Source organism: Chitinophaga sp., from assembly GCF_039596455.1.
Lineage (GTDB): Bacteria > Bacteroidota > Bacteroidia > Chitinophagales > Chitinophagaceae > Chitinophaga.
Genome location: NZ_JBCNJR010000001.1, coordinates 586,437 through 609,518, shown reverse-complemented (window position 1 = coordinate 609,518; position 23,082 = coordinate 586,437). Strand labels below are relative to the sequence as shown.

The window sequence follows — 23,082 nt, the reverse complement described above, 5'->3', positions numbered from 1 at the left end:
AAACACTTTACTATGGCAAACCTGAAACGAGCTTTTTACCTTTTAATCACCCATAAACAATTTTAACCTATGGCTATGAATCCTAACACAGCGAAATGGCTCAACTTCTTTGTATGTATCGGCGCGTCTGTCGTGATAGTAGGAGCCTTGTTTAAACTGCAACACTGGCCTGGCGCTGACGTAGCGCTTATTCTAGGTCTGAGTGTGGAAGCACTGATCTTCTTCGTGTACGCTTTTGTACCTGATACCAGCCACGCGCCCGCGCCCGTAGCAGGCGTTGCCGGCACGCCGGCCCTGGCCAACATGGACAAAATGCTGCAGGAAGCAGACATTACGCCCACCAGCCTCACCCGTTTGAGCGACAATTTCTCAAAACTGGGCCAAACAGTTGATAAAATGCGGGACATCAGTGATGTGGTGGCAGCTACCGGAGACTATACGCAGAAAACGCGTGAAGCAGCCAGCGCCATCGGCTCTGTAACACAGGCCTACACCAGCGCTGCCGCCGCCGTATCATCTTTCAATAACGCATCCGAATCTACCCGTCAGTTCCATGACCAGGTGCAATCAATGACCAAAAATCTGGCCTCTCTGAATGCCATCTACGAACTGGAGCTGCAGGATACCAATAATCACCTCAAGGCTATGAACAGCTTCTACAGCAACCTCCTCTCCGCATCTCAGGCAATGAGCGGCAGTGTGGACGATGCCAAGAAAACACAGGAGCAGATCAGCCTGCTGGCAAGAAACCTTGGTAACCTGAACACGGTGTACGGCAATATGCTGACCGCCATGCAGGGCAGATAGGTAACGCAATAGTGACTAAACAAGAGACATTCATTAAAAACTTGTAATTAACTATGGCTTTACCAAAAGATCCCAGGCAGAAGATGATCAACTTCATGTACCTGGTGCTTACGGCCATGTTGGCATTGAACGTGTCCGCCGAAATTTTGAACGCATTTGATATCGTAAATAATTCCATCAATACCTCCAACACCTCCATTGATAACAAAAATGAGGTGACCTACCGGCAGTTTGCCAAGCTGATGACAACAGACGCGGCCAAGGTAGGCCCCCTCAACGATAAGGCCAACAAGGTAAAATCCTTGTCTGCAGCCGCCCATACCTATATTAACTCATTGAAGGATGAAATTGTGAAAGCAAGCGGAGGCTTGGACGAGAAAGGTGACCTGAAAGGAAAAGATAACCTGGACGCGGCCACCCGTATAATGGAAAACCAGAAAAAAGGCCCGCAGCTGGAACAGCAGCTGACCCAGCTGCGCCAGCAACTGCTGGACGTGATCAATCCGAAAGACAGGAAGGCTTTTGAGGCCAACCTGCCCCTGAAAATTGAAACGCCCGCGCAAAAAGGGCCGGTGAAGAAAGACTGGACGGCTTACCACTTTAACATGGTACCCTCCATTGCGGCTATTACCATACTGGGTAAATTCCAGAACGATATCAAGAACTCCGAGGCTATGATCATCGATAAATTGTTGAAAGAAGTATCTGAAGACGATTTTACGTTTGACAAGCTGGAGGCGTTCGTATCTCTGAACTCTAAAAACTTTACCGCCGGCCAGGAGCTGGAAGCCAAAGTGGTGATGGGAGCATACAGCAGCACTGTAAACCCTACCATCATCATCAACGGCCAGCAGGTGCAGGCAGAAGCAGGCAAGGCTACGTACCGTATGCCGGTAGGCGCCATCGGGGAACATACCATCTCAGGTATTGTGGAACTGGTGAAACCGAACGGCGAGAAGGTGCAGAGCCCCTTCACGGAAACCTATAAAGTAGGCGCTTCCGCTACCTCCATCTCTGCTGATAAAATGAACGTGCTGTACATCGGCCTGTCTAATCCCATCTCCATTACGGCGGCGGGCGTACCGGCAGAAAAAATACAGGCTTCCATCAGCGGTGGCGGCGGGTCTATCTCCAAAAGAGGGCCGGGCGAGTTTGCTGTAACCGTGGGTAGTGCCGGTAAAGCGGTAATATCCGTATCTGCTGAAGTAGACGGGAAAGTAAAAACGCTTGACTCCAAGGAGTTCCGCGTAAAGAACATTCCTGACCCGGTAATGAAGGTAGGTTTCAGCAAGGGCCCTGCTATGAAAGCCGCAGACTTCAAGGCACAGGGCGGCTTGCGTGCAGACCTGGAAGACTTCCTGTTTGACGGCGTACGGTATGCAGTAGTAAGTTACCGCATGGGTATTGAACCCAGAGGTCGCGAATATGTAGAAGGCGAAGCCAACTCCGAATACTGGCCGAAAGACGCAGGTGTTCAGAGCGCTTTGCGGGCCCTGAAGCCTGGTGACCAGGTATACTTTGACAACATCAAGGTAAAAGGTCCGGATGGCAGGGTGCGTTCTATGCAGAACATCAATTTCAAGATCAATTAATGTAAAAATTACTGGGCTATGCGAGCAGTAATATTGAAAAGAATCAGTTGGGGTGCATTTTTAATGCTGATGATGACGGCCACGGTGGCAGACGCACAGTCTCGCCGCAGAAACAACGCGCCCGCCAGCAATCCGCCGGCGCAGCAACAGCCGGCACAACAGCAGGAGCCTGTTACCAACCCCGCTACCGGCAACCCGGTAACGCCGCCTCCGGCCATGCCGCAAACGCCTGCTTCCGTGCCGCCTTCCCTGCGGCAAGATGGTGTAGGCTCCCCGGTAGATACCCCGCGCCCGTCTCTCCGTGTAGATGGTGTTTCCGAAAGAGCGCCCAACCGTGACCGTGTGCCTATTGCATATGATCACATCCGGGAAGATGACAAGTTCTGGGAAAAACAGATCTGGCAGGTGATAGACGTGCGCGAAAAAATGAACCTTCCCTTCCAGTACAACGTGGAAGACGAGAGCGGGGTAAACCAGCTGCTGATCAATATTCTGCTCAACGCTATCAAGAACAAGGAAGTGGAAGCCTTCAGCGCGGTAGACGACCGTTTTTCCACCCTCATTTCTTACGACGAGATCATGACCCGCCTTTCCGGCGAAGTGCGTACCGTGCGTAGCGTAGACCCCGTAACCGGAGAAGAAAAAATGGTGGAAACCAGGGACGAGTTCAACCCTGAGTCTATCAAACAATACAAGATCAAGGAAGTATGGGTATTTGACCAGGAAGCTTCCGCCCTCAAAGTACGCATACTGGGCATAGCGCCCATGGTATCCCGTATGAATGACGACGGTACCTTCCGCGGTGCGCTGCCCCTCTTCTGGCTTTACTATCCTGACCTGCGCCCCGTGCTGGCCAAGTACGATGTGTACAACCAGAACAATGACGCGGCTACCATGACCTGGGAAGATCTTTTTGAAATGCGCTTCTTCACCAGCTTTGTGGTGAAAGAAAAGAACGCGTTCAACAGGGAGATCAACAGCTACATTAAAGACGGCGTAATGCGCCTGCTGGAAGGCCAGGCCATTAAAGACAAGATCTTTAACAAGGAACAGGACCTCTGGGAGTATTGATCTGACAACAAGCAGTCAAATTCTGCAAACAATAATGAAAGCTGCCTCCGTATGGGGGCAGCTTTTTTTATGATATATTGCAGGCATGGAAGCACTTCGCCGCGCCATAGAAGCCGTAATGCCCCTTCCCGGGGAAGAATGGGAAGCCCTCGCCGCCTGCTGGCAGCCCGTGAGCTATAAACGCAAAACAGTGATCACGGCGGCCGGCGAAACAGAGCGGTACGTGTACTTTGTGCTCGACGGCGTACAGCGCGCTTTCTGCATTGCAGATAACCAGCGGGAGGCCACACTGGTGTTTTCCTACACCGGTTCCTTTTCCGGTATCATAGATTCTTTTTTCCTGCAGCAGCCTTCCCGCTATTACCTCGAAACGCTGACGCAAAGCTCCCTGCTGCGTATTTCATTTGCAGACATGCAGCGGCTGATGCAGCAATACCCGCAGATACTGGCCTGGGTGCAGCGCAGCACCATGCTCACGCTGGCCGGTGTGATGGAACGGCATATTGAAATGCTGACCCTGAATGCCGAGCAGAAATTCAGGCGTTTGCTGGCCCGCAGCCCGCACGTGCTGCAGCTCATCCCGCACAAATATCTCGCCTCCTACCTGGGCCTTGACCCTGCTACTTTCAGCAAGCTGCTGGGCGGCATCAGGCTATAGCTAAGAGGCGCCCGCCCCTGCTCTTGCCAGGGCATGCGGCAACCGGTTGACATGCATTCGCAATCTACTCCCTCCACCCGTCCCAAATCTTTGCGCAGGCAAAGATTTACCTCCGGTACGGGGTGTAATTTTGTACAGGATATAAAAACAGACACATGCCTACCTTTAACAGCCAGACATTATTGGAGCAGCTCCAGGGAGATGTAAACAGCCTGCTCAATGTACTGCATACCCGCATCATGCCCCAGCCCCGTGCCGCCTTGCTCAGGCAACCCGCTCCCGGCAGCTGGAGCGTTGTTCAATGTCTCGATCATCTTAACAGCTACGGGCTGTATTACCTTCCGCAGCTGGAAGCGGCGCTCAAAAAAGGGGAGCAATTGAAGCTGCCCGCAAAGCCCGCGTTTAAAAGCGGCTGGCTGGGCAACTACTTTACCAATCTTATGCAGCCCAATCCAGATGGTGCATTGAAATCGAAAATGAACGCCCCCAAAGGCCACCGGCCCGTGCCACAGCCAGACGCCGAGGAGGTGCTGCATGAATTTGCCGCGCAGCAACAACGCCTGCAGCAACTGCTGCAGCGCGCCCGGCAAACAGACATCGGCCGCCTGCGCGTACCTATATCATTGACCAAACTGATCAAACTCTCCGCCGGAGATACCTTCCGTTTCCTGATCGCGCATGAGCAGCGGCACATGCTGCAGGCACTGCGCGCCCTGCTGGTAGCAACAGGCAATAACAATACTGCGGTGTCTATGCAGCACCTTGCGGAGGTTTGATACCAACAAGTTTGTGTGTTGGCAAATCTTACTGCAATGTTAACGCAGTGCAGTGCAAGTAACGTTCACATTATTTTACAAATGCTTTCAAATGCCCGGTGGTAAAGGATTTCAGCCCACCGGGCATTTTTTAGTGATAACAAACACTTAACAACTGAAATACCTGTTGCATATTACTTTAGTAATAATAAACGAGAAGAATACGCCGGCAGCGGCATTCAAAATAAATCTGTGTCTTTTAATGGTTAACTTGGGGAAAAGAGCCTGGTTCTCAAACCGGGCTTCCTTGTTTTAGTTTATGCACCCGCTTCTCCGCGGTGAAAATGCTGCCAGATCAACTGTGCCTTGCTTTGCCCTACTTCCTTCACCAGCTCTTCCATGCTCAGTTGTTTCACCTTGTTCACCGAACGGAATTGCTGCAGCAATTGTGTGGCCGTACTTTCCCCAATGCCTTTGATAGATTCCAGCTCGTTCTTGAAAGTGCCCTTGCTGCGTTTTTGCCGGTGAAAGGTGATGCCGAAGCGGTGTACCTCATCCCTGATACGGCGGATGAGCTTCAGGCTTTCGCTGTTGAAGGGCAGTTTGATGCTTTCCTTATCTCCCGGAAAGAATATTTCTTCTTCATTTTTGGCCAGGCCCACTACCGTCATGCTGCCGGTAAGGCCCAGCTTGTAAATACTGTCCATGGCAGCGCCCAGCTGCCCCTTGCCGCCGTCTATGATCACCAGCTGGGGCAGCGGCTGCTGTTCCGCCAGCAGGCGGTTGTAGCGGCGGTACACTACTTCGCTCATTGAGGCAAAGTCGTTGATACCTTCTACGGTTTTGATGTTAAAGTGACGGTAATCTTTTTTGGAAGCCACCCCGTCTTTGAACACCACGCAGGCAGATACGGGGTAGCTGCCCTGGAAGTTGGAGTTGTCAAAACATTCGATGTGCACGGGCAGTTCCTGCAGCTCCAGGTCTGCCTGCAGCTGGTACAGTACTTTTTTCTTTTCCATGTCGCTTTTGCCTTCCAGCAGCAGCATTTTTTTCTTGCGCAATTCTTCGCGGAAGTACTCTACGTTTTTGGTGGAAAGATCAAGCAGCTTCTTTTTATCCCCGCCTTTGGGTACGGTGAGCGTGATGCCTTCCGCCGGGTATTCCACGTCAAACGGCACTACAATTTCCCTTGCTGCGCTATGGAAAGCGTCACGCAGGTAGGCAATGGCATAGCTCATCACTTCTTCGTCACTTTCTTCCAGCTTTTTTTCAAGCGTAACGGTTTTGGTATCTGCAATAGTGCCGTTGAGCACGCGCAGGTAGTTTACGTAGGCAAAATTACCGTCTGTGATGATGGAGAACACGTCTACATTGCCCACTCGTGAGCTGACAATGGTAGAACGCGCCTGGTAAGCCTGCAGGCTTTCTATTTTTTTCCTTTCAATTTCCGCCTTCTCAAACTCCATATTGGCCGCATGTTCCTGCATGCGCGCTTTGAAGATGTTCAATACGGGCGAAAGGTTGCCGCGCAGTATCTCTTTCACCTGCTGCAGCCCTTCCCGGTAGTCTTCTTCTGTTTGCAGCCCTTCGCAGGGGCCTTTGCAGTTGCCCAGGTGGTATTCCAGGCATACCTTGAACTTGCCTTTTTTTATGTTCTGTTCTGTAAGGTTGAGGCTGCAGGTGCGCAGCGGAATGTTGTAGCGGATCACATCTTCCAGCACTTCGCGCACGCGCCCAACGGAAGTAAAAGGCCCCAGGTATTCAGAGCCGTCACGTATTACCCGGCGGGTGAGGAACACGCGGGGAAAGGGCTCGTGTTTGATGACGATGTAAGGGTAGGTCTTGTCATCTTTCAGGTTGATGTTGAACCTGGGCTGAAACTGTTTGATGAGCGAGTTTTCCAGCAGAAAGGCGTCCTGCTCGGAATCTACAATGGTAAACTCGATATGGTGGATGGTTTCCACCAGCTTGCGTGTTTTATAACTGTCGTGGTTCTTTACAAAATAGGAGCTGACCCGTTTGCGCAGGCTTTTGGCTTTGCCGATGTAAAGCAGCTCGCCGTCCTGACCAAAGTATTTGTAAATACCGGCGTGCGTGGGAAGGGTATGTGCTATTTGCTGAAACTCCGCTGCTGTCATATTTGCTCTTTTGCCGGGTGAAACCATGCCTGTACTTCCAGGTGTTCCGGTTTCATGAAAATGATCTTCTGATAGGTGTTTACCCGCAGCTGTTTGCTGCGTTCATACAACACCTCCTGCCGGTATTCATATACCAGGTTGGTGGTGTAGGAGGTGACCCGTGCCGTTTTGATACGGCCCTGCCCGTCTACGTCCAGGATAAGCTGGTAGGGGTTGGTCTGTTTCCCCCTGGATTGCAGTATGAAGGTGGTATCGTTGCCGGCAAACTGGTTTACAATGGTGTCGGTATCGTAGGCGTCTGCCAGGGAAGGTTTGCTCACGTCCGCATCCATCAGGGGGCGGAAAAGGGCTTCCAGGCCGGCACTGTCACGCACGGCCGCCGAGTCTGCCCGGCCGTTCATGCGCACTACTTTGGTTACGCGCAGCTGCTGGCTTTTCAGCCGGGCTATTTCGTCCCAGCAGTAAGTACCCAGCGCCCGGTAGCTGTTATCTTTTTCCGCAATGGCCCGCTCTTGTCGGGGCAGGCCGCAGCCCGCCACCAGCAACAGGCACCCGTACGCAATGAGTTGTATGTTCATATCCGCAAATTTAACCCTAAAAAAATAATGCGCCGTGAAAACGGCGCATCTGATGCATGAGCAAATCTGTCGAGAGCACTAAAATTGATGGCTTTGAGGGCCAAATTCCGTGAATGATATGTGGTGGGCGCTGACGGCGTCAGGCGCCCGGTTTTGTTACCTTGATCTTGCTGACCAGTACAGGCTGGCTCATAGAGCTGTAGCTGAACTGGTAGATGCCGTCTGCGGCGCTTACCAGCAGGCGGTTCTCTGTGTCGTACGGTATTACGTCATAAGCGTTCAGCCCTTCCACCAGCTTGTAGGTGGATATTTTAGCGGGATTGGACGCATTCATGAACCGCAGGCCGTATATGCCTTCACATACAAAGAGCTTCCCTTTGTCTATTCCCAGCCCGTGCGGGTTCTTCAGGTCATACGTAGCCAGCTTGACGGGTTTTTCTACATCCTTTACATCATACACCAGTAACTGATTCAACGTGCCTGTGCAGACGTTGCCGCTGCGGATGGTTACGTAGGCGGTAGTACCTTCCACCACTACCGGGTCACAGGCCGTAAAGTGGGTAACGGCAGATTTCTGCTCCGGTTTGGCAGGGTTGGCCAGGCTGTAGATGTACATGGCATTGCGGCTGCCTATGAAGAGGTTGTCTCCGTAAGGAAAGACGGTTTCTATCCCTCCCCAGCCTATTGTTGTCTGTTCGTTAAACACCGGGTCTGCCGGGTTTTGTATGTTGAAAGATTTCAATGAACTGATATCAACCGTATACAGGTAATTTTTAGCGATGGTGAACCGGGCCATGGAGCCGCCTTTGCTGTTTGATGCCGCGCTGGCCTTTTCACCTGCCAGGCTCGAAAAGGATGCGTTGGCAAACATCACCGGGTTGCCGCCGACCTGGCAATCGCAGGTGTAGGCGGTGTCTCTGCTGGTGTAGCCTACCACCATGGTATCGCTTTGACTGGAATATTTATAACCGATAATATATCCGTTCTCGTCCCAGGAGTAACCCAGCACGTCTTCCATTGTTTTCACTCTCCTTACCTGGGCAGGGTCTGTGATATCAATGGCTATGAGATCGCGGAAGCTGTCTACGTACAGAATATTCCCTTTCACCGCCATGTCACGGTTGCCTTCCACTTTGATGAAAGACACTTTTGCCGGCGAAGCGGGGTTCTGGTTATCAATGATATGAACGCCTTTGCCCGGCTCATTCACAAAGATGTACCGGCCGCTGATATAGATCTTCCCGGTGCTCCCGATCTCCTGCGGGGCCTGCACCTGTACGGCGGTAGTCCTCACTTCGGCCTGGGATTTGAAAATGGGGGTATAGATTTTAGTGGTAACAATCCGCTGGCACTTTTCCTTTGCACAACCACCTGCCATCAGCAGCGCTGATAACATTAACGGGAATATGTAAAATGCTTTGCTCATAGGGGTACGGATTTGATCGTTAAACGGGAGGGATATGGGAAAAGTTACAGTGCGGGGAAAATAATGTAAAAGGGGATGCACGCGGCATCCCCTTCATTATGAGTGAGTTATGTGATTTCGTTTACACCAGCAGGTTGCCCGTCATTTCTTTTGGAACAGGCAGGCCCATAAAATGCAGGATGGTGGGGGCTATATCTCCCAGTTTCCCGTTCTTCACGGCGCCCTTGAAATCCTGGCTGATAATGAAGAAGGGCACGGGATTGAGCGTGTGCGCCGTGTTGGGCGTGCCGTCCTCGTTGATCATATAATCGGAGTTACCATGGTCTGCCGTGAGGAATATCACGTAATCGTTCAGCAGGGCGGTGGTCACTACTTTTGCCACGCAGGCGTCTACCGTTTCCACGGCTTTGATGGCCGCGGGCCATACGCCGGTGTGGCCCACCATGTCTGCATTGGCAAAGTTGAGCACTATAAAGTCCGCCGTCCTCTGTTCCAGTTCGGGAATAATGGCCGCGGTCAGCTCGTTGGCGCTCATTTCCGGCTGCAGATCGTAGGTGGCTACCTTGGGAGAAGGCACCAGCAGGCGCTTTTCTCCCTGGAACGGTGTTTCCCGGCCGCCGGAGAAAAAGAAAGACACGTGCGGGTACTTTTCCGTTTCCGCAATGCGGATCTGTGTTTTACCATGCTGCTCCAGCACTTCACCCAGCGTCATCACCAGGTTGTCATTATCGAAAATGACGTGTACGCCATGGAAAGACTTGTCGTACTCCGTCATAGTGGTATAGTTCAGCGCCAGCGGCTGCATGCCGTAATCAGGGAAGGCTTGTTGCGTCAGCACTTCCGTAATTTCCCGGCAACGGTCTGTTCTGAAGTTGAAGCAAAGCACTGCGTCTCCTTCCTGTATGGTGGCCAGGGGTTTTTGCGCGGCGTCTGTTACAATAACCGGTTTAATGAACTCGTCTGTAATGCCCTCGGCGTAAGATGCCTTGATGGCGGTAAGCAGGTTCTGTGTGGGCGTGCCAACACCATGTACCAGGGCGTCATAAGCCAGTTTGACCCTTTCCCAGCGTTTGTCACGGTCCATAGCGTAATAGCGGCCGGTAACGGAAGCAATTTGCCCGGTGGTTTGCTGCAGGTGCTGCTCCAGGTCTTCCAGGTAGGCCAGCCCGCTTTTGGGGTCTGTATCCCGGCCGTCTGTAAACGCATGCACGAACACTTTTTTCAGGCCGCGCTGCTGGGCAATGGTGGTGAGCGCTTTCAGGTGGTTAATATGGGAGTGTACCCCGCCGTCGCTCACCAGGCCGATGAGGTGCAGCGGTTTGTTGTTCTGTATGGCGTAGTCCATGGCAGCGGTGAGCGCTTTGTTAGCGGCCAGCTCGCCGGTACGGATGGCTACATTGATGCGCTGCAGCTCCTGGTATACAATGCGCCCCGCGCCGATGTTGAGGTGGCCCACTTCAGAATTGCCCATCTGGCCTTCCGGGAGGCCTACATCTTCACCACAGGTGATCAGGGAGCTATGAGGGTATTGTTCGTACAAGCTATCTACAAAAGGGGTATTGGCATGCGCTATGGCATCTGCGGCGGGCACCCGGCCCTGACCCCAGCCATCCATGATGATCAGGATCGCTCTTTTATTTTCCATACAATAATCCGTTGTGCGTTAAGAATGAATCGGGTCGTGAAATTAATAATAACATCCCTTTCCGCATTTAAAATTTTCTTTTTATCATTCTCCGGCACCTGTTTTTATATATTACTCATTTGTAATAGCTTTGGCCCCGCCCAATAGCACAATCATGCTATATTGCCCGCTGATCGGCAAGTTGGCACAGTTTTAGCACCTTTTATTGTTGATAAAAGTATAATACGACTTAAAAAACGGATAATGAAAAAACTAGTCTTTTTGCTGGGGGTACTGGCGGCATGTGGTATGTTCACTGCTTTTACCCTGATGGCAGGCCCGTTTGAGGACGTGGTGAGCGCCATCAAGCAGGGGGATGCCGGTAACTTGAGCAAATTCCTGGATAATACCGTGGAGATCAACATCGCCGGCAAAAACAGTTCCTACAGCAAGGCACAGGCAGAGATCATTCTGAAGGATTTCTTCGGGAAGAACCAGGTAAAGTCTTTCGAGCTGATCCACCAGGGTGAGGCCGGCGGCGGCTCCCGGTTTGGCATCGGTAACCTGGCCACCTCCGGTGGCAACTTCCGCACTTCTTTTTTCCTGCAGAAAAAGGGAGGCACTTTTGTACTGAACGAATTACGGTTCGAAAATAAGTAACGGAAATTCAGCTTAAGCACAACGTACTCTTAAAGGCTTCCGCCATCGCGGAAGCCTTTTTTGTTTGTAACTTGCCGTTCAACTTTTCAGACAAGACATGTTAGAGCAAGCAACACTCACTGCCTTTATCAGCAGCGCCCTGGCGGAAGACATCGGTAACGGGGACCACAGTACCCTGGCTTCCATTCCCCCCACTGCCCGCGGCACCGCCCGGTTGAAAATCAAGGAAGACGGCGTTTTGGCCGGTATGGAGGTGGCAGAGGCCATTTTCCGGTACCTTGACATGTTTACGCAGTTCAGGCCCCAAAAGAAGGATGGGGACCTGATGAAAGCGGGGGAACAGGCCTTTGAGGTGGAAGCCGCTGTGCATACCCTGCTGATGGCGGAACGCCTGGTGCTGAACTGCATGCAGCGCATGAGCGGCATTGCCACGCTTACCCGGCAGTATACAGACAAGCTGAAAGGCTACCATACGCGCGTGCTGGACACGCGCAAAACCACGCCCAACTTCCGGATGCTGGAAAAAGAGGCCGTGCGCATAGGCGGGGGGGTAAACCATCGCATGGGCCTGTACGATATGGTCATGCTCAAAGACAACCACATTGATTTCTGCGGCGGCATCACCCCGGCCGTGAACAACGTGGTGGCCTATCTCCGGGAAAAAGGCCTGCCGCTCCAGATAGAAGTGGAAGCCCGTAGCCTGGAAGATGTCAAAGAAATACTGGCCGTGGGCCAGGTACACCGTATCATGCTGGACAATTTCAGCCCTGACGAAATACCTGCCGCCCTGGCGCTGATCAACGGCCGCTATGAAACAGAGGCCTCCGGCGGCATTACGCTGGCCAACGTGGAAGACTACGCAAAAACCGGCGTTGACTTTGTATCCGTAGGCGCCATTATTCACCACGCCGTGAGCCTGGACCTTAGTTTGAAAGCTGTTATCAACCCGCACAAATAGCTGTTTTGAGAAAAATACTGATCATCATTAACCGGAAAGCGGGCACAGACCGGGAAAAGCGGCTGGGAGAAGCCATCCGCCGCCATTTGCCGGCAGACCGGTTTTCCGTGGAAACCACCTACCTACAGTACCTGGGCCATGGCGCAGACCTGGCGCGGGACGCGGTGCGGCGCGGAGTAGACACGGTGGTGGCGGTAGGAGGGGACGGCTCTATCAATGAAGTGGCGCAGGGCCTGCTGGGTACCAAAACAGCGCTGGCCATAGTGCCATTGGGCAGTGGCAACGGCCTGGCGCGCGCCCTTAAAATACCGCTAGACGCGGGTTTAGCCCTGCAGCTGGTAGCCGCTGGCGAAAAACGGCCCATGGACGCGGGTTTTGCCAATGAACATCTTTTTCTCAGCAACGCCGGCGTAGGCTTTGACGCCGTGATAGCAGACCGTTTCCGCCACAGCAAAAAACGCGGCCTCATCAATTATGCCCGCCTGGTAATAGGCGGCTTTTACAGTTACCGCCCCGCCACCTACAGCGTAAAGGTAGACGGGCAGGAGCAGGGCCGCCAGGCCTTCCTGATGACGGTGGCCAACGGCAACCAGTTTGGCTATGAATTCAAGCTGGCGCCCCAGGCCAGCGTGTTTGACGGCATGCTGGACGTATGCCTGGTGCCCCCGCTGGGCTTTTTTGACCTGTTGCCCCTGAGCATCCGCTCGCTGCGTGGCAGCATTCACAAAAGCCGGTACATGGAGCATTTTACCGGCCGGGAAATTGAAGTGAGCAGCCCTGAGCTGAGCAGCCTGCAGGTAGATGGAGACGCGGTGCCGCTCACCAACGGCAAAACGGTGTATTTTCGCATAGCGCAGGGCGCCCTGCAGGTAATTGTTCCCGCGCAATAAAAAACCAGTAATTATGAGCAAGAAAAGGTCAGGCGGCATTGTGTATTCTACCAATCCCGATTTCTCCTACGAAAATGATGCCCCCGAAGAACAAAATACCCTGCCTCCCGCGCAGCAGCAGTTAAAAGTAAAGCTGGACACCAAACAACGCGCCGGTAAAACCGTTACCGTGGTGGAGGGGTTCATTGGCAGGAACGATGACCTTGAAAAACTCGGAAAGGAGCTGAAAACCAAATGCGGCACCGGCGGCAGCGTGAAAGACGGGCTGGTGCTGATACAGGGAGATTACCGGGAAAAGGTGCTGAAGTGGCTGCAGGATTGGGGGTATAAAGCGAAATAAAAACTACTCAAACCCTTGCCCCATTGGGCTTTCGGGGCTTTTTTGCCCGAAAAGCCCTTATTTTACAGGGGTTTCAACGAAGAAGTAACGAACAAGTAACGAAGGAGTAACGAACGAGTAAAAAAAGTTTGCTTGTTCGTTCGTCTCCCTATGAAGGTTCGTTACTTGTTCGTTGCAAGCGGTCTGTTTGAGGGGCGGCAAGCGGAGATTCTGCACTTGGGCTAAATAAATCTCCGTTTATGTCAAATGCAGCTGCGGGCTTTGCGTCAACTTTGCTGGAAAAAACATGCAACACTTCATCAGCATTGCCGTGGCATTGGGCCTGCCGGCCTACCTGTTCACCAGCTTCATACTGCCTTCTGAATACCGTTCTCCGCTAATGGTGTACCCGGCCATCAGTTCATTGATGGAGGCTACGTCTTCCGCGCTGAGCCGCACGTCTACCGCGGCCGCATTTTCCTGCAGGTACTTCCGGCGTTTGGTGCCGGGTATGGGAATGATGTCTTCTCCCTGGGCCAGCAGCCAAGCCAGCGCCAGTTGCCCCGGCGTGCAGTTAAGCGCGGCTGCCTTGCCCTCCAGCGCTTCCACAATGCTGAGGTTGCGTGCAAAGGCTTCTTCCTGGAACCGCGGCAGGTTGCGGCGGAAGTCGTTTTCATCAAGGTTTTTCACATCTTTCAGCGCACCCGTTAAAGCGCCTCTTCCCAGCGGGCTGTACGGTACAACCGCTATGTTCAGCTCTCTGCAGGTACCCAGTATCTCCTTTTCTATGTCCCGCACAAACAGGGAGTATTCGCTTTGCAGCGCGGCAATGGGGTGTACGGCATCGGCTTTGCGGATGGAAGCGGCAGAGGCTTCTGAAAGGCCCAGGTAGCGCACTTTGCCTTCTTTTACCAGGTCTGCCATAGCGCCTACTGTTTCTTCAATGGGCACTTCCGCATCTACGCGGTGGGCGTAATACAGGTCTATCACGTCTGTGCCCAGCCGCTTGAGGCTTGCTTCACAGGCTTTTTTCAGGTATGCGGGCGAGCCGTCAAAATAGGTGCTGTTATCTTCGCGGTAACGGAAACCGAACTTGGTGGCCAGGAAAACGTCTTTCCGCCGTGTGGCCAGCACTTTAGACAGCTGCTCTTCATTCAGGCCCTGGCCGTACATGTCTGCCGTATCCCAGAAATTAATACCGAGGTCGAGCGAGAGCTCCAGTGTAGCTTGTGATTCTTCGTCGTTGCGCTGCCCGTATGCAAACGCCATTCCCATACAGCCCAGGCCTATGGCCGATACTTTTTCTCCGGATTTTCCTAATGTTCTGTATTGCATCATAAAACAGGATTTTTATGCATACAAATTTACGGGGCGCTGTGATGGCGGGCATTACGTGATTCAAACAAGAAATTGCAAAATTCAATGCACCAGTGCTGCAGCGGGTTTGCGGGGAAATGCAACATTTGTTGCACTTTTTAATTTGGTTAGTTTCAAAAGAATATCCATCTTGTACACCTCCATTTATTGACCAAAATCAGGGACTCGTTTCCTATGACTGGCGTTTTTGGAGAAGCCGGTTGTCTTTACAAGTTCCACTTCTCCAAAAGCCAGTTGCCAAAACTGGCTTTTTTGTTTTTGCTTCACTGACAGCGCCTCCTTTTTTGCCAAACTATTTGCATACACCCGCAGCTGCCGGTTCCGCAAAACCTGGTTGTCAGCTCTACTTTACAAACACAAACTCCACCTCCCCAAATCCCAGCTGCAGCATTTCGTTCCCTTTCTCAAGGCAAAGCCGCCCGTCCGGCAGCACGTCGCGGATCACGCCTGTGAATATTTCACCGTTTTTCCGGTACAAGGCAGGTTCGTTAAAGCGGATCATGCAGTTTTTATATTCCTGCAGCAGGGGCTGGTAAGAACCGTCCTGCAGCTGGCCGTACCGCCGTTGCAGGCAGGCGCATAGCTCATGCGCCAGGGCCACACTGTCCCACGTTTTACCGGTAATTTGCCGGAGAGATACGGGGTTGGCCAGGTTTTCAGGAAAACGGGGGGTATTGATGTTAATGCCGATGCCGGCTATGGCATATTGCCATACGGTACCGCGTAAAACGTTCTCTATCAGGATGCCGCCTGCCTTTCTGTCACGCCAGTAAATATCATTGCTCCACTTGATGCGCGCCTCATCCCCGGCATATTTCGAGAAGAAGTCACATGCCCCAAGGGCCACGGCCACGCTGAGCATAAACTGCTGAGGGAGGGCCAGGGCGGGTTGTAGCACGGTTGTTAACATAATGTTCTCACCGGGAGCGGAATGCCATTGCCGGCCCCGCTGCCCTTTTCCTGCAGTTTGTTCCATGGCAAACCAGGTGGAACCGTCTGCCACGGGGCCTTCATTCACCCGGGCCATGGCATAGTTATTGGTGCTGTCTACACGGTCCAGCACCTCAAATGGGTTACCTATCACGCAGCCTGTTTTATCTGTTGAGGAACAAAGTAAAGCATTTTAACAATTTTTTACCGCTTCATTCGTCCTTCACATATACAGCAACGATGATATTTTGGCGCTGGTTTAGTAATTTTGAAGATTAAAGATTATTTTTAACAAAAACAGCATTTATTGGCACCCTTGACCATTCTTAATAGCAGGAAGAAAGCGGCGGCGCGCATCACCAGGAACAGCAAGATATTTACTACCATCATAAAGGCCATACAGGAAAAAAAAGGGGAGAATATCGTTTCCCTTGATCTGCGCAAGATCCCTGAAGCGGTAGCAGACTTCTTTATCATTTGTGAGGCCAATTCCAACACTCAGGTTAAAGCGATTGCAGACTTTGTGGAAGAGGAAGTGAAACTGCATACGGAGGAAACTCCCTACAAGCATGAGGGGTTTACTGCGCAGCAGTGGATATTGGTTGATTATGTGAACATTGTAGTGCATATTTTCATCCCCGAAACCCGCAAATTTTACAAACTGGAGGAAATGTGGAGCGACGCGGAGCAGATGGAACACCTTGAAAACTGAACAAAACCCCCGGTTTTGTATTAATTATTTGTATAAACAGACAACACTCACGTAAAGGAGCGAACGATCATGGAAAAAGGAGGCAACAACTATAGTAAGGGATCAGAAAAATCTCCGAAAAAAGGGCCAAAGTTTAATATATACTGGGTTTATGCCTTCATAGGCATTGCCTTGCTGGCAATGAACTTTGTTGAGCTGGGCACCAAACCCAAAGAACTGACCGGTTTTAAACAATTCCAGCAGGAATACCTGCGCACAGGGGACGTAGACAAACTGGTGGTAGTGAATAAAAGACTGGTGGAGGTTTACATCAAAAAAGACCGGTTGAACGATCCCAAGTACGAATCTGTGGCCAAAAGCAGGTTCGGGCAACCCAACCCCGGTCCCCACTTCCAGTTCACCATTGGCAGCGTAGAAAGTTTCCAGAAGGAGCTTGACAAGGCGCAGGCAGATATGCCGCTGGCAGACCAGATGAACGTGTCTTACCAGGACCGTCAGAACTGGTTTGACCCGCTGATGCAGATATTGCTGCCCATTCTGCTGCTGATCGGTATGTGGATACTGCTGATGCGTAAAATGGGCGGCCCTTCCGGCGGAAGCGGCGGGCCCGGCGGCATCTTCAACATCGGCAAGTCTAAAGCCACCCTGTTTGACAAAGGCACCCGTGTAAACATCACCTTCAACGATGTGGCCGGCCTGGACGAAGCCAAGGTGGAAGTAATGGAAATCGTAGACTTCCTCAAGAACCCGAAAAAATACACCTCATTAGGTGGTAAAATACCCAAAGGCGCATTGCTGGTAGGCCCTCCGGGCACCGGTAAAACCTTGCTGGCCAAAGCCATGGCCGGCGAAGCGCAGGTACCCTTCTTCTCCATGAGCGGTTCAGACTTTGTGGAACTGTTTGTGGGCGTGGGTGCCAGCCGTGTGAGAGACCTGTTCAAACAGGCCCGTGAAAAAGCGCCGTGTATCATTTTCATTGACGAAATTGACGCCATTGGCCGTGCCCGTGGCAAGAACGTGATGATGAGCAACGACGAGCGGGAGAACACGCTCAACCAGCTGCTGGTGGAAATGGACGGCTTCGGTACAGACAGTGGTATCATCATCCTGGCCGCCACCAACCGGCCGGACGTGCTGGACAGCGCCCTGTTGCGCCCCGGCCGCTTTGACCGCCAGATCTCTATTGACAAGCCAGACCTGGCCGGCCGGGAACACATCTTTGACGTACACCTGAAACCCATCAAAACATCCCCCAACCTCGATATCAAAAAGCTGGCTTCCATGACGCCCGGTTTTGCCGGCGCAGACATTGCCAACGTTTGTAACGAAGCGGCCCTGATCGCTGCCCGCAAGGGTAAAACGGAAGTGGAAATGGAAGACTTCAATGACGCCATTGACCGCGTAATTGGCGGCCTGGAGAAAAAGAACAAGATCATTTCCCCGGAAGAAAAAGAAGTGATAGCCTACCACGAAGCCGGCCACGCCATTTGCGGCTGGTACCTGGAGCACGCCAACCCGCTGGTAAAAGTAACCATTGTACCGCGCGGCGTGGCAGCCCTCGGCTATGCGCAATACCTGCCCAAAGAGCAGTACCTCTACAACACAGAGCAACTGATGGACGATATCTGCATGACCCTTGGCGGCCGTGCGGTAGAAGACCTGGTGTTCGGCAAAGTATCTACCGGCGCGCAAAATGACCTGCAGGTGATTACCCGCATGGCCTACGCCATGGTAACCGTGTACGGCATGAACGATAAAATAGGCAACGTATCTTTCTACGATCCTAACAGCGATCAGGCTTTCACCAAACCTTATTCGGAAGAAACCTCCAAGCTGATAGACCAGGAAGTGCGCCTGCTCATAGAAAAAGCGTATGACCGTACCAAAGCCCTGCTGGCGGATAAAATGGACCATGTGAAGCTGCTGGCGCAGGAGCTGCTGAAAAAAGAAGTACTGTATAAAGACGACCTGGAGCGCCTCATCGGCAAACGCCCGTTTGACACGCATAAAGAACATCACCTGAATAAAGAAGGCATGACCACTGACGGCGTACATCCCTCAGACATCATCAATCCTTCTCCGGCCAATGCAATTTCAGAATAAGGATGAAAGTATCGCCCGCTAAAGAAAATATCCTGAAAAGAGTCAGGAACGCGCTCAGCCAGCCGGTGCAGCTGCCTTTTCCGCACGCGGAAGGCAACAACCCGGTATTCGAGACCAAACATGACGGCCTGGAGCTAAAGTTTGCCGAAGAGTTTTCCAAACTGCAGGGCAAATTCATTTTCTGCTCCAGCCGTGACGAGCTGGCGGAAAACCTGCAAGCCCTGGTGGAGAACAAGGAGTGGACGCATGTACACTGCAAAACGCCATCCCTGGAAAAAATACTGGAACCTTACAACCCGGCTTACCTGAATGTAGGTGACATGTATACGCTGGATGCGGCCATTACGGACTGCGAGTGCCTTATTGCCCGCACCGGTACCATGGTACTGTCTGCCGCACAGCCTTCCGGCCGCGCCCTGCCTGTGTTTGCACCGGTACACATCGTGATAGCGTATGCCCATCAGCTGGTGTTTGACCTGAAAGATGCCATTGCAATGGTGAAAGAAAAATACCAGGGCCAGCTGCCTTCCATGATCTCTTTTGCTACCGGCCCCAGCCGCACGGCAGACATCGAAAAAACGCTGGTGGTAGGCGTACACGGCCCGCGGGAGGTATACGTTTTCCTGCTGGACGAATAAGCGCAAAGATTATTGATCTATATACATGTAAAATGCAAAAGGAAATCATCACTTTTGCATTTTACATTTAAGCAATACCATGGAACTGTTATTACCGGCCGGCAAGCGCATTTATTTTGCATCAGACTTCCACCTGGGCGCTCCCAACATGGAGAAAAGCCGGGAGCGGGAGCGGCTGGTGGTGCGCTGGCTGGATGAGGTGGCGCAGGATGCGCAGCACATCTTCCTGGTGGGTGATCTCTTTGATTTCTGGTTCGAGTACAAACATACCATCCCGAAAGGCTATACCCGCCTGCTGGGCAAGCTGGCGGAACTGAGAGACCGCGGCATCGGCATCTCGGTGTTCATCGGCAATCACGATATGTGGATGAACGGGTATTTTGAAGAGGAGCTGGACATTCCCGTGTATTTTGAACCGCAGGTCTATACCATTGCCGGCAAACGATTCTATATTGGCCATGGTGACGGCCTTGGGCCCGGTGACCATGGGTACAAGTTCCTGAAAAAAGTATTCCGCAACCCTGTTTGCCGCTCTCTCTTTTCCCTGATCCACCCCAGCTGGGGTATTGGTATGGCCAATTACTGGAGCCGTAAAAGTCGCGCGGCTACCGGCGGTGAGCTGGAAAAATTCCTGGGCGAAGAAGAGGAATGGCTGGCTATTTACTGCCGGGAGATATTACAGAAAGAACATTTCGATTATTTTATTTTCGGCCACCGCCACCTGCCGCTTGACCTTAAAGTAGGTGAAAACAGCCGCTACATTAACCTGGGTGACTGGCTGAACTACAACTCCTATGCAGACTTTGACGGCAATACTGTTACGTTGAAGTATTACGGGAAATAACACATTTATCTGCGCAGTTAACTCAGTATCTCGTTCAATATGGGCGGGGAATGCAGCTCCGTAAAATCGGGAATATGCAGTTTGTAAAAGTCGAGGTAAGCGTATAGCAGGTTTCTTCTTCTCTCTTTATTCAATTCAATTTTTTCAAGATCGGCCGGGTGCTGAATTTGCTGCAGCCGGTCTGTAACCTGGCTGGAAACTTCATCGAGGTATTGGGTGTGATGGGGCGGCAGGTCAGTGAAAATACCTTGCTGCAAGTCAAGGTACGGTGTGTAGGAAGAGTAGTGGCCGGCGAAGTGGAAACCCAGGTGGGCCGCCAGTTTGAGCGTAAAGTACAGTGGCAGGTTGGCGGCCACGGCGGTATTCTCCGCATCCAGCGCTTTGAATACGCCTGCCGTAAAGTAGTACAGGTCTGGTTGCTGCTCAGGCTGTTTGAGCGTTTTCTGTAATAGTTCTATCAGGTAGAGGGCCACGGTATTTTTTACAATGTTCACATGCATGGAGGTGTACACATGCCCCAGCTTGAACTCTGAAATGCGCTGCAGGTTCTTTTGCTCGTGATGGTATACCACCAGGTCAAGGATGTTGCCGGGTTGCAGCAGGTTCCCTTTTGCCGCTTTGGGTTTGGAAGAGCGCACGCCGTTTACGATATACGATTGTATACCGAACAGTTCCGTGAAGATGCTCAGGATGAGGCTGGTATCCCCATACTTCACGGTACGCAGTACTATGCCGGGTGTTTTGTGGAGCATGCTGCAAAAGTCGGTTATCGGTTGCAGAAATGCACGCTTTGCGGGTAATTTCCTAGTGAATGAATACCAGCTTTGTAACGATCTTTTCCCGCCCGCTGTCATCAGACGCAAATACGAGATATACGCCGCTTTGCGGCCGGTGGCCGGTATAGTCCCGTCCGTTCCACACCGCCTGCCCGCCATGAGCACGGGTCTGGAACACCAGTCTTCCCGCTGTGTCTGTAATCTTGACCACGGCGTTCTGCACCAGCCCGCGGATGGCAATGGTGCCTTCATACCCTTGCGGCACCGGGTTAGGGAATACCAGCACTTCATTTTGCTGCGTGGCAGTGCCTTCTGTAGCGGTGCCCCGCCAGGAAAGCAAACCGGCTGCGGTGGCAAAAAATACTTCGCCGGTGGCGGGGTGTACGGTTATGCGGTGTACCACGTCTGAAGGCAGCGGGCTGTTGCCGGTATTGACATGCATCAGCATCTTATCCCCGTCAGGCGCTACCAGCCAGGCGCCATTTTGCGTGCCTACCCATTTGCGGTTGGCGCCGTCTACGGCAATGGTGTTCACCTGTTCATTCTGGAAAAGGTAACCCGCAAAATTATCTTCCTTCAATATGGGCCAGAAGGCATCACAGAAAGTGGCGGGGCATTGCACCACGGCTATGCCTTTGGCCGTGCCTATCCAGATGTAGCCGTTCCTGTCTTTCGCAATGCAGCGTACATCAGGGGAGGGCAGGTTACCCCGGCCCGCTCCGGGCTGGTAAAGTTTCCAGGTATCATCTGCCGTGCCTTCCGGGCTGGCGCCGTGGTTGAATACAAACACGCCGTTGTTGCGGGGAGACACTATCCATTTCTGCCCCCCGTCATCTACCAGCACCTGGCTAACGGCGTTGGCTGTATGAAAAATGGGAATGGAAAAATGCAGCCAGTTGTTATCAGGCTGGCGCATATGCAGGTTATTGGCTGCGCCGAAGGTAGTTACCCAGAGGCGGCCTTCCGGGTCTGTGGCCAGCCCGCTCACCAGGGAGTCTCCGCCTGGTTTGATCACCGTATTGGTCTGTACGGTCAGCAGCCCTTCACCGAAGGAGCCTGCGTACATGTCTGCACCCGCGGGGCTGAGGGTGATAATATCACGCCGGGCGGTTACCCGCTGCCACTCCTCATTGTCAAATCTGAACAGGCCGTCTGTATTGCCTGTGGCCTGCCAGCCCGCTGTTACGCCGCCTGCCGCTGCCCACAGGGCGCCGTTATGCACCACCATTTCGCCGCTTACAATGCCGTGCGGTGAGTTAGGCGTAAAATTGACCATGCCGCCGTTCCCGAAGCGCAACAGGCCGTTTTCCGCATCTGCCACCCAGGTGGCTTGCGCGGCCACTGCAGCCGCTGAGGGGGAAGGGCTTTGCAATGTGTTCTCCAAAACGCCGCTGCCGGAAAGCTGCAATACCCGGCCCGGCTGGTGTACAAACAGCGAAGCGCCTGATGTGTTGATATCCCGGACAGGAGTGCCATTTGCAAACCAGGTTGAGCGGGCGGCATCTGCCAGGGCGTACACCGTGTCTCCCTGCAGGGCCAGCAGCTGGTTGTTGAGCGCAAGCAGGGTACGCGGGTGGCCCCAGGCCGGTACTGCCTCCCAGCTGGCCGGGTCTGCCAGGTTGCGGCCTTGCTTCGGCGCCCGCAATACGCCGGCTGTGGTGGCGGCATAAAAATAGGCGCCGTTCTGCGCCAGGGCAGTGATGGCGCCAATGCGCCAGGTATCCGAAATTTCCTGTTTGTCAAGGTTCAGTACCAGTATGCCCACAGGAGTGCAGAGGTAAGCGTAAGCGCCGTCAAAGCTGATGTGACGGGTGCGTTTATCGCTTCCCGCGGAAGACAGTTTGAAGTCAGGGATGTTGATAATGTTCTCGTTGCGCAGCAGGTCAAGGTTGCCGTTGTTGTAGGCAATTACCAGGGTTTGGCTGCCCGGGTGGCAGCCAATGGCGGCAACGCCCGCGTCATGCAGCCCGTTCACCTTGCTGTAGCGGGTAAGCGCATTGTCTGAAAAAGCAACGGCAAACACGCCGTGGGGCGTGGCGCAATACAGCCGGTCAGGCGCTGGGGCCAGGGCCACCGCCTGCCGCCAGGGCAAATGCTCCCGCCAGTGCCCGATGGGCGCAAGCTGGCAAAAGGCCCTGGCCGGCAGCAGGCAAATACTCAAAAGGAGCAGGCGGAAAAACATACTTCCCAAAAGTAACAATTACGATTATCTATTATGCATAAATC

The 23,082-nt window shown here is 52.7% G+C and carries 21 protein-coding genes; 13 read left to right on the top strand and 8 right to left on the bottom strand.

Annotation, left to right across the window (positions count from 1 at the left end; all coding sequences use genetic code 11):
* Nucleotides 1-75 precede the first annotated feature (75 nt).
* The 5 genes from gldL (at nt 76) to ABDW36_RS02435 (ending at nt 4,904) form a co-directional block, all read left to right on the top strand.
* A complete protein-coding gene (gene gldL / locus ABDW36_RS02455) occupies nt 76-807 on the top strand; it encodes a gliding motility protein GldL (protein WP_343700293.1) in 732 nt (243 codons plus the stop codon).
* 53 nt (nt 808-860) lie between these two features.
* A complete protein-coding gene (gene gldM / locus ABDW36_RS02450) occupies nt 861-2,399 on the top strand; it encodes a gliding motility protein GldM (RefSeq protein WP_343700292.1) in 1,539 nt (512 codons plus the stop codon).
* Between the two features lie 18 nt (nt 2,400-2,417).
* On the top strand, nt 2,418-3,470 hold the full coding sequence (gene gldN, locus ABDW36_RS02445; protein ID WP_343700291.1) for a gliding motility protein GldN: 1,053 nt from the start codon (nt 2,418-2,420) through the stop codon (nt 3,468-3,470).
* 85 nt (nt 3,471-3,555) lie between these two features.
* Complete coding sequence (locus ABDW36_RS02440) at nt 3,556-4,128, top strand: Crp/Fnr family transcriptional regulator (RefSeq protein WP_343700290.1); 573 nt, start codon at nt 3,556-3,558, stop codon at nt 4,126-4,128.
* Nucleotides 4,129-4,283: 155 nt separating this feature from the next.
* Nucleotides 4,284-4,904 carry a DinB family protein gene (locus ABDW36_RS02435; protein WP_343700289.1) on the top strand — a complete coding sequence of 207 codons (621 nt, stop codon included), beginning with the start codon at nt 4,284-4,286 and terminating at the stop codon, nt 4,902-4,904.
* A gap of 296 nt (nt 4,905-5,200) precedes the next feature.
* Here the strand turns inward: ABDW36_RS02435 and uvrC are convergent, their stop codons facing one another.
* From uvrC to gpmI, 4 genes are all read right to left on the bottom strand, one after another.
* Entirely contained in the window at nt 5,201-7,021 is a 1,821-nt protein-coding gene (gene uvrC, locus ABDW36_RS02430; protein WP_343700288.1) for an excinuclease ABC subunit UvrC, read from the bottom strand.
* Complete coding sequence (locus ABDW36_RS02425) at nt 7,018-7,599, bottom strand: hypothetical protein (protein ID WP_343700287.1); 582 nt, start codon at nt 7,597-7,599, stop codon at nt 7,018-7,020. The genes uvrC and ABDW36_RS02425 overlap by 4 nt, the downstream gene beginning before the upstream one ends.
* A gap of 139 nt (nt 7,600-7,738) precedes the next feature.
* A complete protein-coding gene (locus tag ABDW36_RS02420; protein WP_343700286.1) occupies nt 7,739-9,025 on the bottom strand; it encodes a hypothetical protein in 1,287 nt (428 codons plus the stop codon).
* A gap of 121 nt (nt 9,026-9,146) precedes the next feature.
* Nucleotides 9,147-10,670: a 2,3-bisphosphoglycerate-independent phosphoglycerate mutase gene (gene gpmI, locus ABDW36_RS02415; protein ID WP_343700285.1), complete on the bottom strand. Its 1,524-nt coding sequence runs from the start codon at nt 10,668-10,670 to the stop codon at nt 9,147-9,149.
* 243 nt (nt 10,671-10,913) lie between these two features.
* Between gpmI and ABDW36_RS02410 the strand changes: the two genes are divergently transcribed.
* From ABDW36_RS02410 to ABDW36_RS02395, 4 genes are all read left to right on the top strand, one after another.
* Nucleotides 10,914-11,309 carry a DUF4783 domain-containing protein gene (locus tag ABDW36_RS02410; protein WP_343700284.1) on the top strand — a complete coding sequence of 132 codons (396 nt, stop codon included), beginning with the start codon at nt 10,914-10,916 and terminating at the stop codon, nt 11,307-11,309.
* Between the two features lie 97 nt (nt 11,310-11,406).
* A complete protein-coding gene (gene nadC, locus ABDW36_RS02405; protein WP_343700283.1) occupies nt 11,407-12,267 on the top strand; it encodes a carboxylating nicotinate-nucleotide diphosphorylase in 861 nt (286 codons plus the stop codon).
* A 5-nt stretch (nt 12,268-12,272) separates the two neighbouring features.
* Entirely contained in the window at nt 12,273-13,157 is an 885-nt protein-coding gene (locus tag ABDW36_RS02400) for a diacylglycerol kinase family protein (protein ID WP_343700282.1), read from the top strand.
* A gap of 13 nt (nt 13,158-13,170) precedes the next feature.
* Complete coding sequence (locus tag ABDW36_RS02395) at nt 13,171-13,497, top strand: translation initiation factor (RefSeq protein ID WP_343700281.1); 327 nt, start codon at nt 13,171-13,173, stop codon at nt 13,495-13,497.
* Nucleotides 13,498-13,827: 330 nt separating this feature from the next.
* Here ABDW36_RS02395 and ABDW36_RS02390 read toward each other — a convergent pair whose 3' ends face one another.
* Together ABDW36_RS02390 and ABDW36_RS02385 are read right to left on the bottom strand one after the other, a co-directional pair.
* Nucleotides 13,828-14,814 (bottom strand): aldo/keto reductase, encoded by a 987-nt coding sequence (locus ABDW36_RS02390; RefSeq protein WP_343700280.1) that lies wholly within the window; start codon nt 14,812-14,814, stop codon nt 13,828-13,830.
* Between the two features lie 382 nt (nt 14,815-15,196).
* On the bottom strand, nt 15,197-15,937 hold the full coding sequence (locus tag ABDW36_RS02385; protein ID WP_343700279.1) for a biotin--[acetyl-CoA-carboxylase] ligase: 741 nt from the start codon (nt 15,935-15,937) through the stop codon (nt 15,197-15,199).
* A gap of 162 nt (nt 15,938-16,099) precedes the next feature.
* Here ABDW36_RS02385 and rsfS point away from each other — a divergent pair, with 162 nt between their 5' ends.
* The 4 genes from rsfS (at nt 16,100) to ABDW36_RS02365 (ending at nt 20,080) form a co-directional block, all read left to right on the top strand.
* Nucleotides 16,100-16,495: a ribosome silencing factor gene (gene rsfS / locus ABDW36_RS02380; RefSeq protein WP_343700278.1), complete on the top strand. Its 396-nt coding sequence runs from the start codon at nt 16,100-16,102 to the stop codon at nt 16,493-16,495.
* Nucleotides 16,496-16,564: 69 nt separating this feature from the next.
* On the top strand, nt 16,565-18,598 hold the full coding sequence (ftsH, locus tag ABDW36_RS02375; protein WP_343700277.1) for an ATP-dependent zinc metalloprotease FtsH: 2,034 nt from the start codon (nt 16,565-16,567) through the stop codon (nt 18,596-18,598).
* A 2-nt stretch (nt 18,599-18,600) separates the two neighbouring features.
* Nucleotides 18,601-19,236: an LUD domain-containing protein gene (locus ABDW36_RS02370; RefSeq protein ID WP_343700276.1), complete on the top strand. Its 636-nt coding sequence runs from the start codon at nt 18,601-18,603 to the stop codon at nt 19,234-19,236.
* 79 nt (nt 19,237-19,315) lie between these two features.
* Nucleotides 19,316-20,080 (top strand): UDP-2,3-diacylglucosamine diphosphatase, encoded by a 765-nt coding sequence (locus ABDW36_RS02365; protein ID WP_343700275.1) that lies wholly within the window; start codon nt 19,316-19,318, stop codon nt 20,078-20,080.
* A 17-nt stretch (nt 20,081-20,097) separates the two neighbouring features.
* On the opposite strand, the gene recO is transcribed toward ABDW36_RS02365, so the two are convergent.
* Both recO and ABDW36_RS02355 read right to left on the bottom strand, forming a co-directional pair.
* Nucleotides 20,098-20,832, bottom strand: coding sequence for a DNA repair protein RecO (gene recO, locus ABDW36_RS02360; RefSeq protein ID WP_343700274.1), 735 nt, complete (start codon nt 20,830-20,832; stop codon nt 20,098-20,100).
* A gap of 52 nt (nt 20,833-20,884) precedes the next feature.
* Nucleotides 20,885-23,038 (bottom strand): two-component regulator propeller domain-containing protein, encoded by a 2,154-nt coding sequence (locus ABDW36_RS02355; RefSeq protein WP_343701698.1) that lies wholly within the window; start codon nt 23,036-23,038, stop codon nt 20,885-20,887.
* Nucleotides 23,039-23,082: the final 44 nt, after the last annotated feature.

Coding starts and splice junctions, on each gene's coding strand:
- gldL (WP_343700293.1), top strand. CDS start 76: ATGAATCCTAACACAGCGAAATGGCTCAACTTCTTTGTATGTATCGGC.
- gldM (WP_343700292.1), top strand. CDS start 861: ATGGCTTTACCAAAAGATCCCAGGCAGAAGATGATCAACTTCATGTAC.
- gldN (WP_343700291.1), top strand. CDS start 2,418: ATGCGAGCAGTAATATTGAAAAGAATCAGTTGGGGTGCATTTTTAATG.
- ABDW36_RS02440 (WP_343700290.1), top strand. CDS start 3,556: ATGGAAGCACTTCGCCGCGCCATAGAAGCCGTAATGCCCCTTCCCGGG.
- ABDW36_RS02435 (WP_343700289.1), top strand. CDS start 4,284: ATGCCTACCTTTAACAGCCAGACATTATTGGAGCAGCTCCAGGGAGAT.
- uvrC (WP_343700288.1), bottom strand. CDS start 7,021: ATGACAGCAGCGGAGTTTCAGCAAATAGCACATACCCTTCCCACGCAC.
- ABDW36_RS02425 (WP_343700287.1), bottom strand. CDS start 7,599: ATGAACATACAACTCATTGCGTACGGGTGCCTGTTGCTGGTGGCGGGC.
- ABDW36_RS02420 (WP_343700286.1), bottom strand. CDS start 9,025: ATGAGCAAAGCATTTTACATATTCCCGTTAATGTTATCAGCGCTGCTG.
- gpmI (WP_343700285.1), bottom strand. CDS start 10,670: ATGGAAAATAAAAGAGCGATCCTGATCATCATGGATGGCTGGGGTCAG.
- ABDW36_RS02410 (WP_343700284.1), top strand. CDS start 10,914: ATGAAAAAACTAGTCTTTTTGCTGGGGGTACTGGCGGCATGTGGTATG.
- nadC (WP_343700283.1), top strand. CDS start 11,407: ATGTTAGAGCAAGCAACACTCACTGCCTTTATCAGCAGCGCCCTGGCG.
- ABDW36_RS02395 (WP_343700281.1), top strand. CDS start 13,171: ATGAGCAAGAAAAGGTCAGGCGGCATTGTGTATTCTACCAATCCCGAT.
- ABDW36_RS02390 (WP_343700280.1), bottom strand. CDS start 14,814: ATGATGCAATACAGAACATTAGGAAAATCCGGAGAAAAAGTATCGGCC.
- ftsH (WP_343700277.1), top strand. CDS start 16,565: ATGGAAAAAGGAGGCAACAACTATAGTAAGGGATCAGAAAAATCTCCG.
- ABDW36_RS02370 (WP_343700276.1), top strand. CDS start 18,601: ATGAAAGTATCGCCCGCTAAAGAAAATATCCTGAAAAGAGTCAGGAAC.
- ABDW36_RS02365 (WP_343700275.1), top strand. CDS start 19,316: ATGGAACTGTTATTACCGGCCGGCAAGCGCATTTATTTTGCATCAGAC.
- recO (WP_343700274.1), bottom strand. CDS start 20,832: ATGCTCCACAAAACACCCGGCATAGTACTGCGTACCGTGAAGTATGGG.
- ABDW36_RS02355 (WP_343701698.1), bottom strand. CDS start 23,038: ATGTTTTTCCGCCTGCTCCTTTTGAGTATTTGCCTGCTGCCGGCCAGG.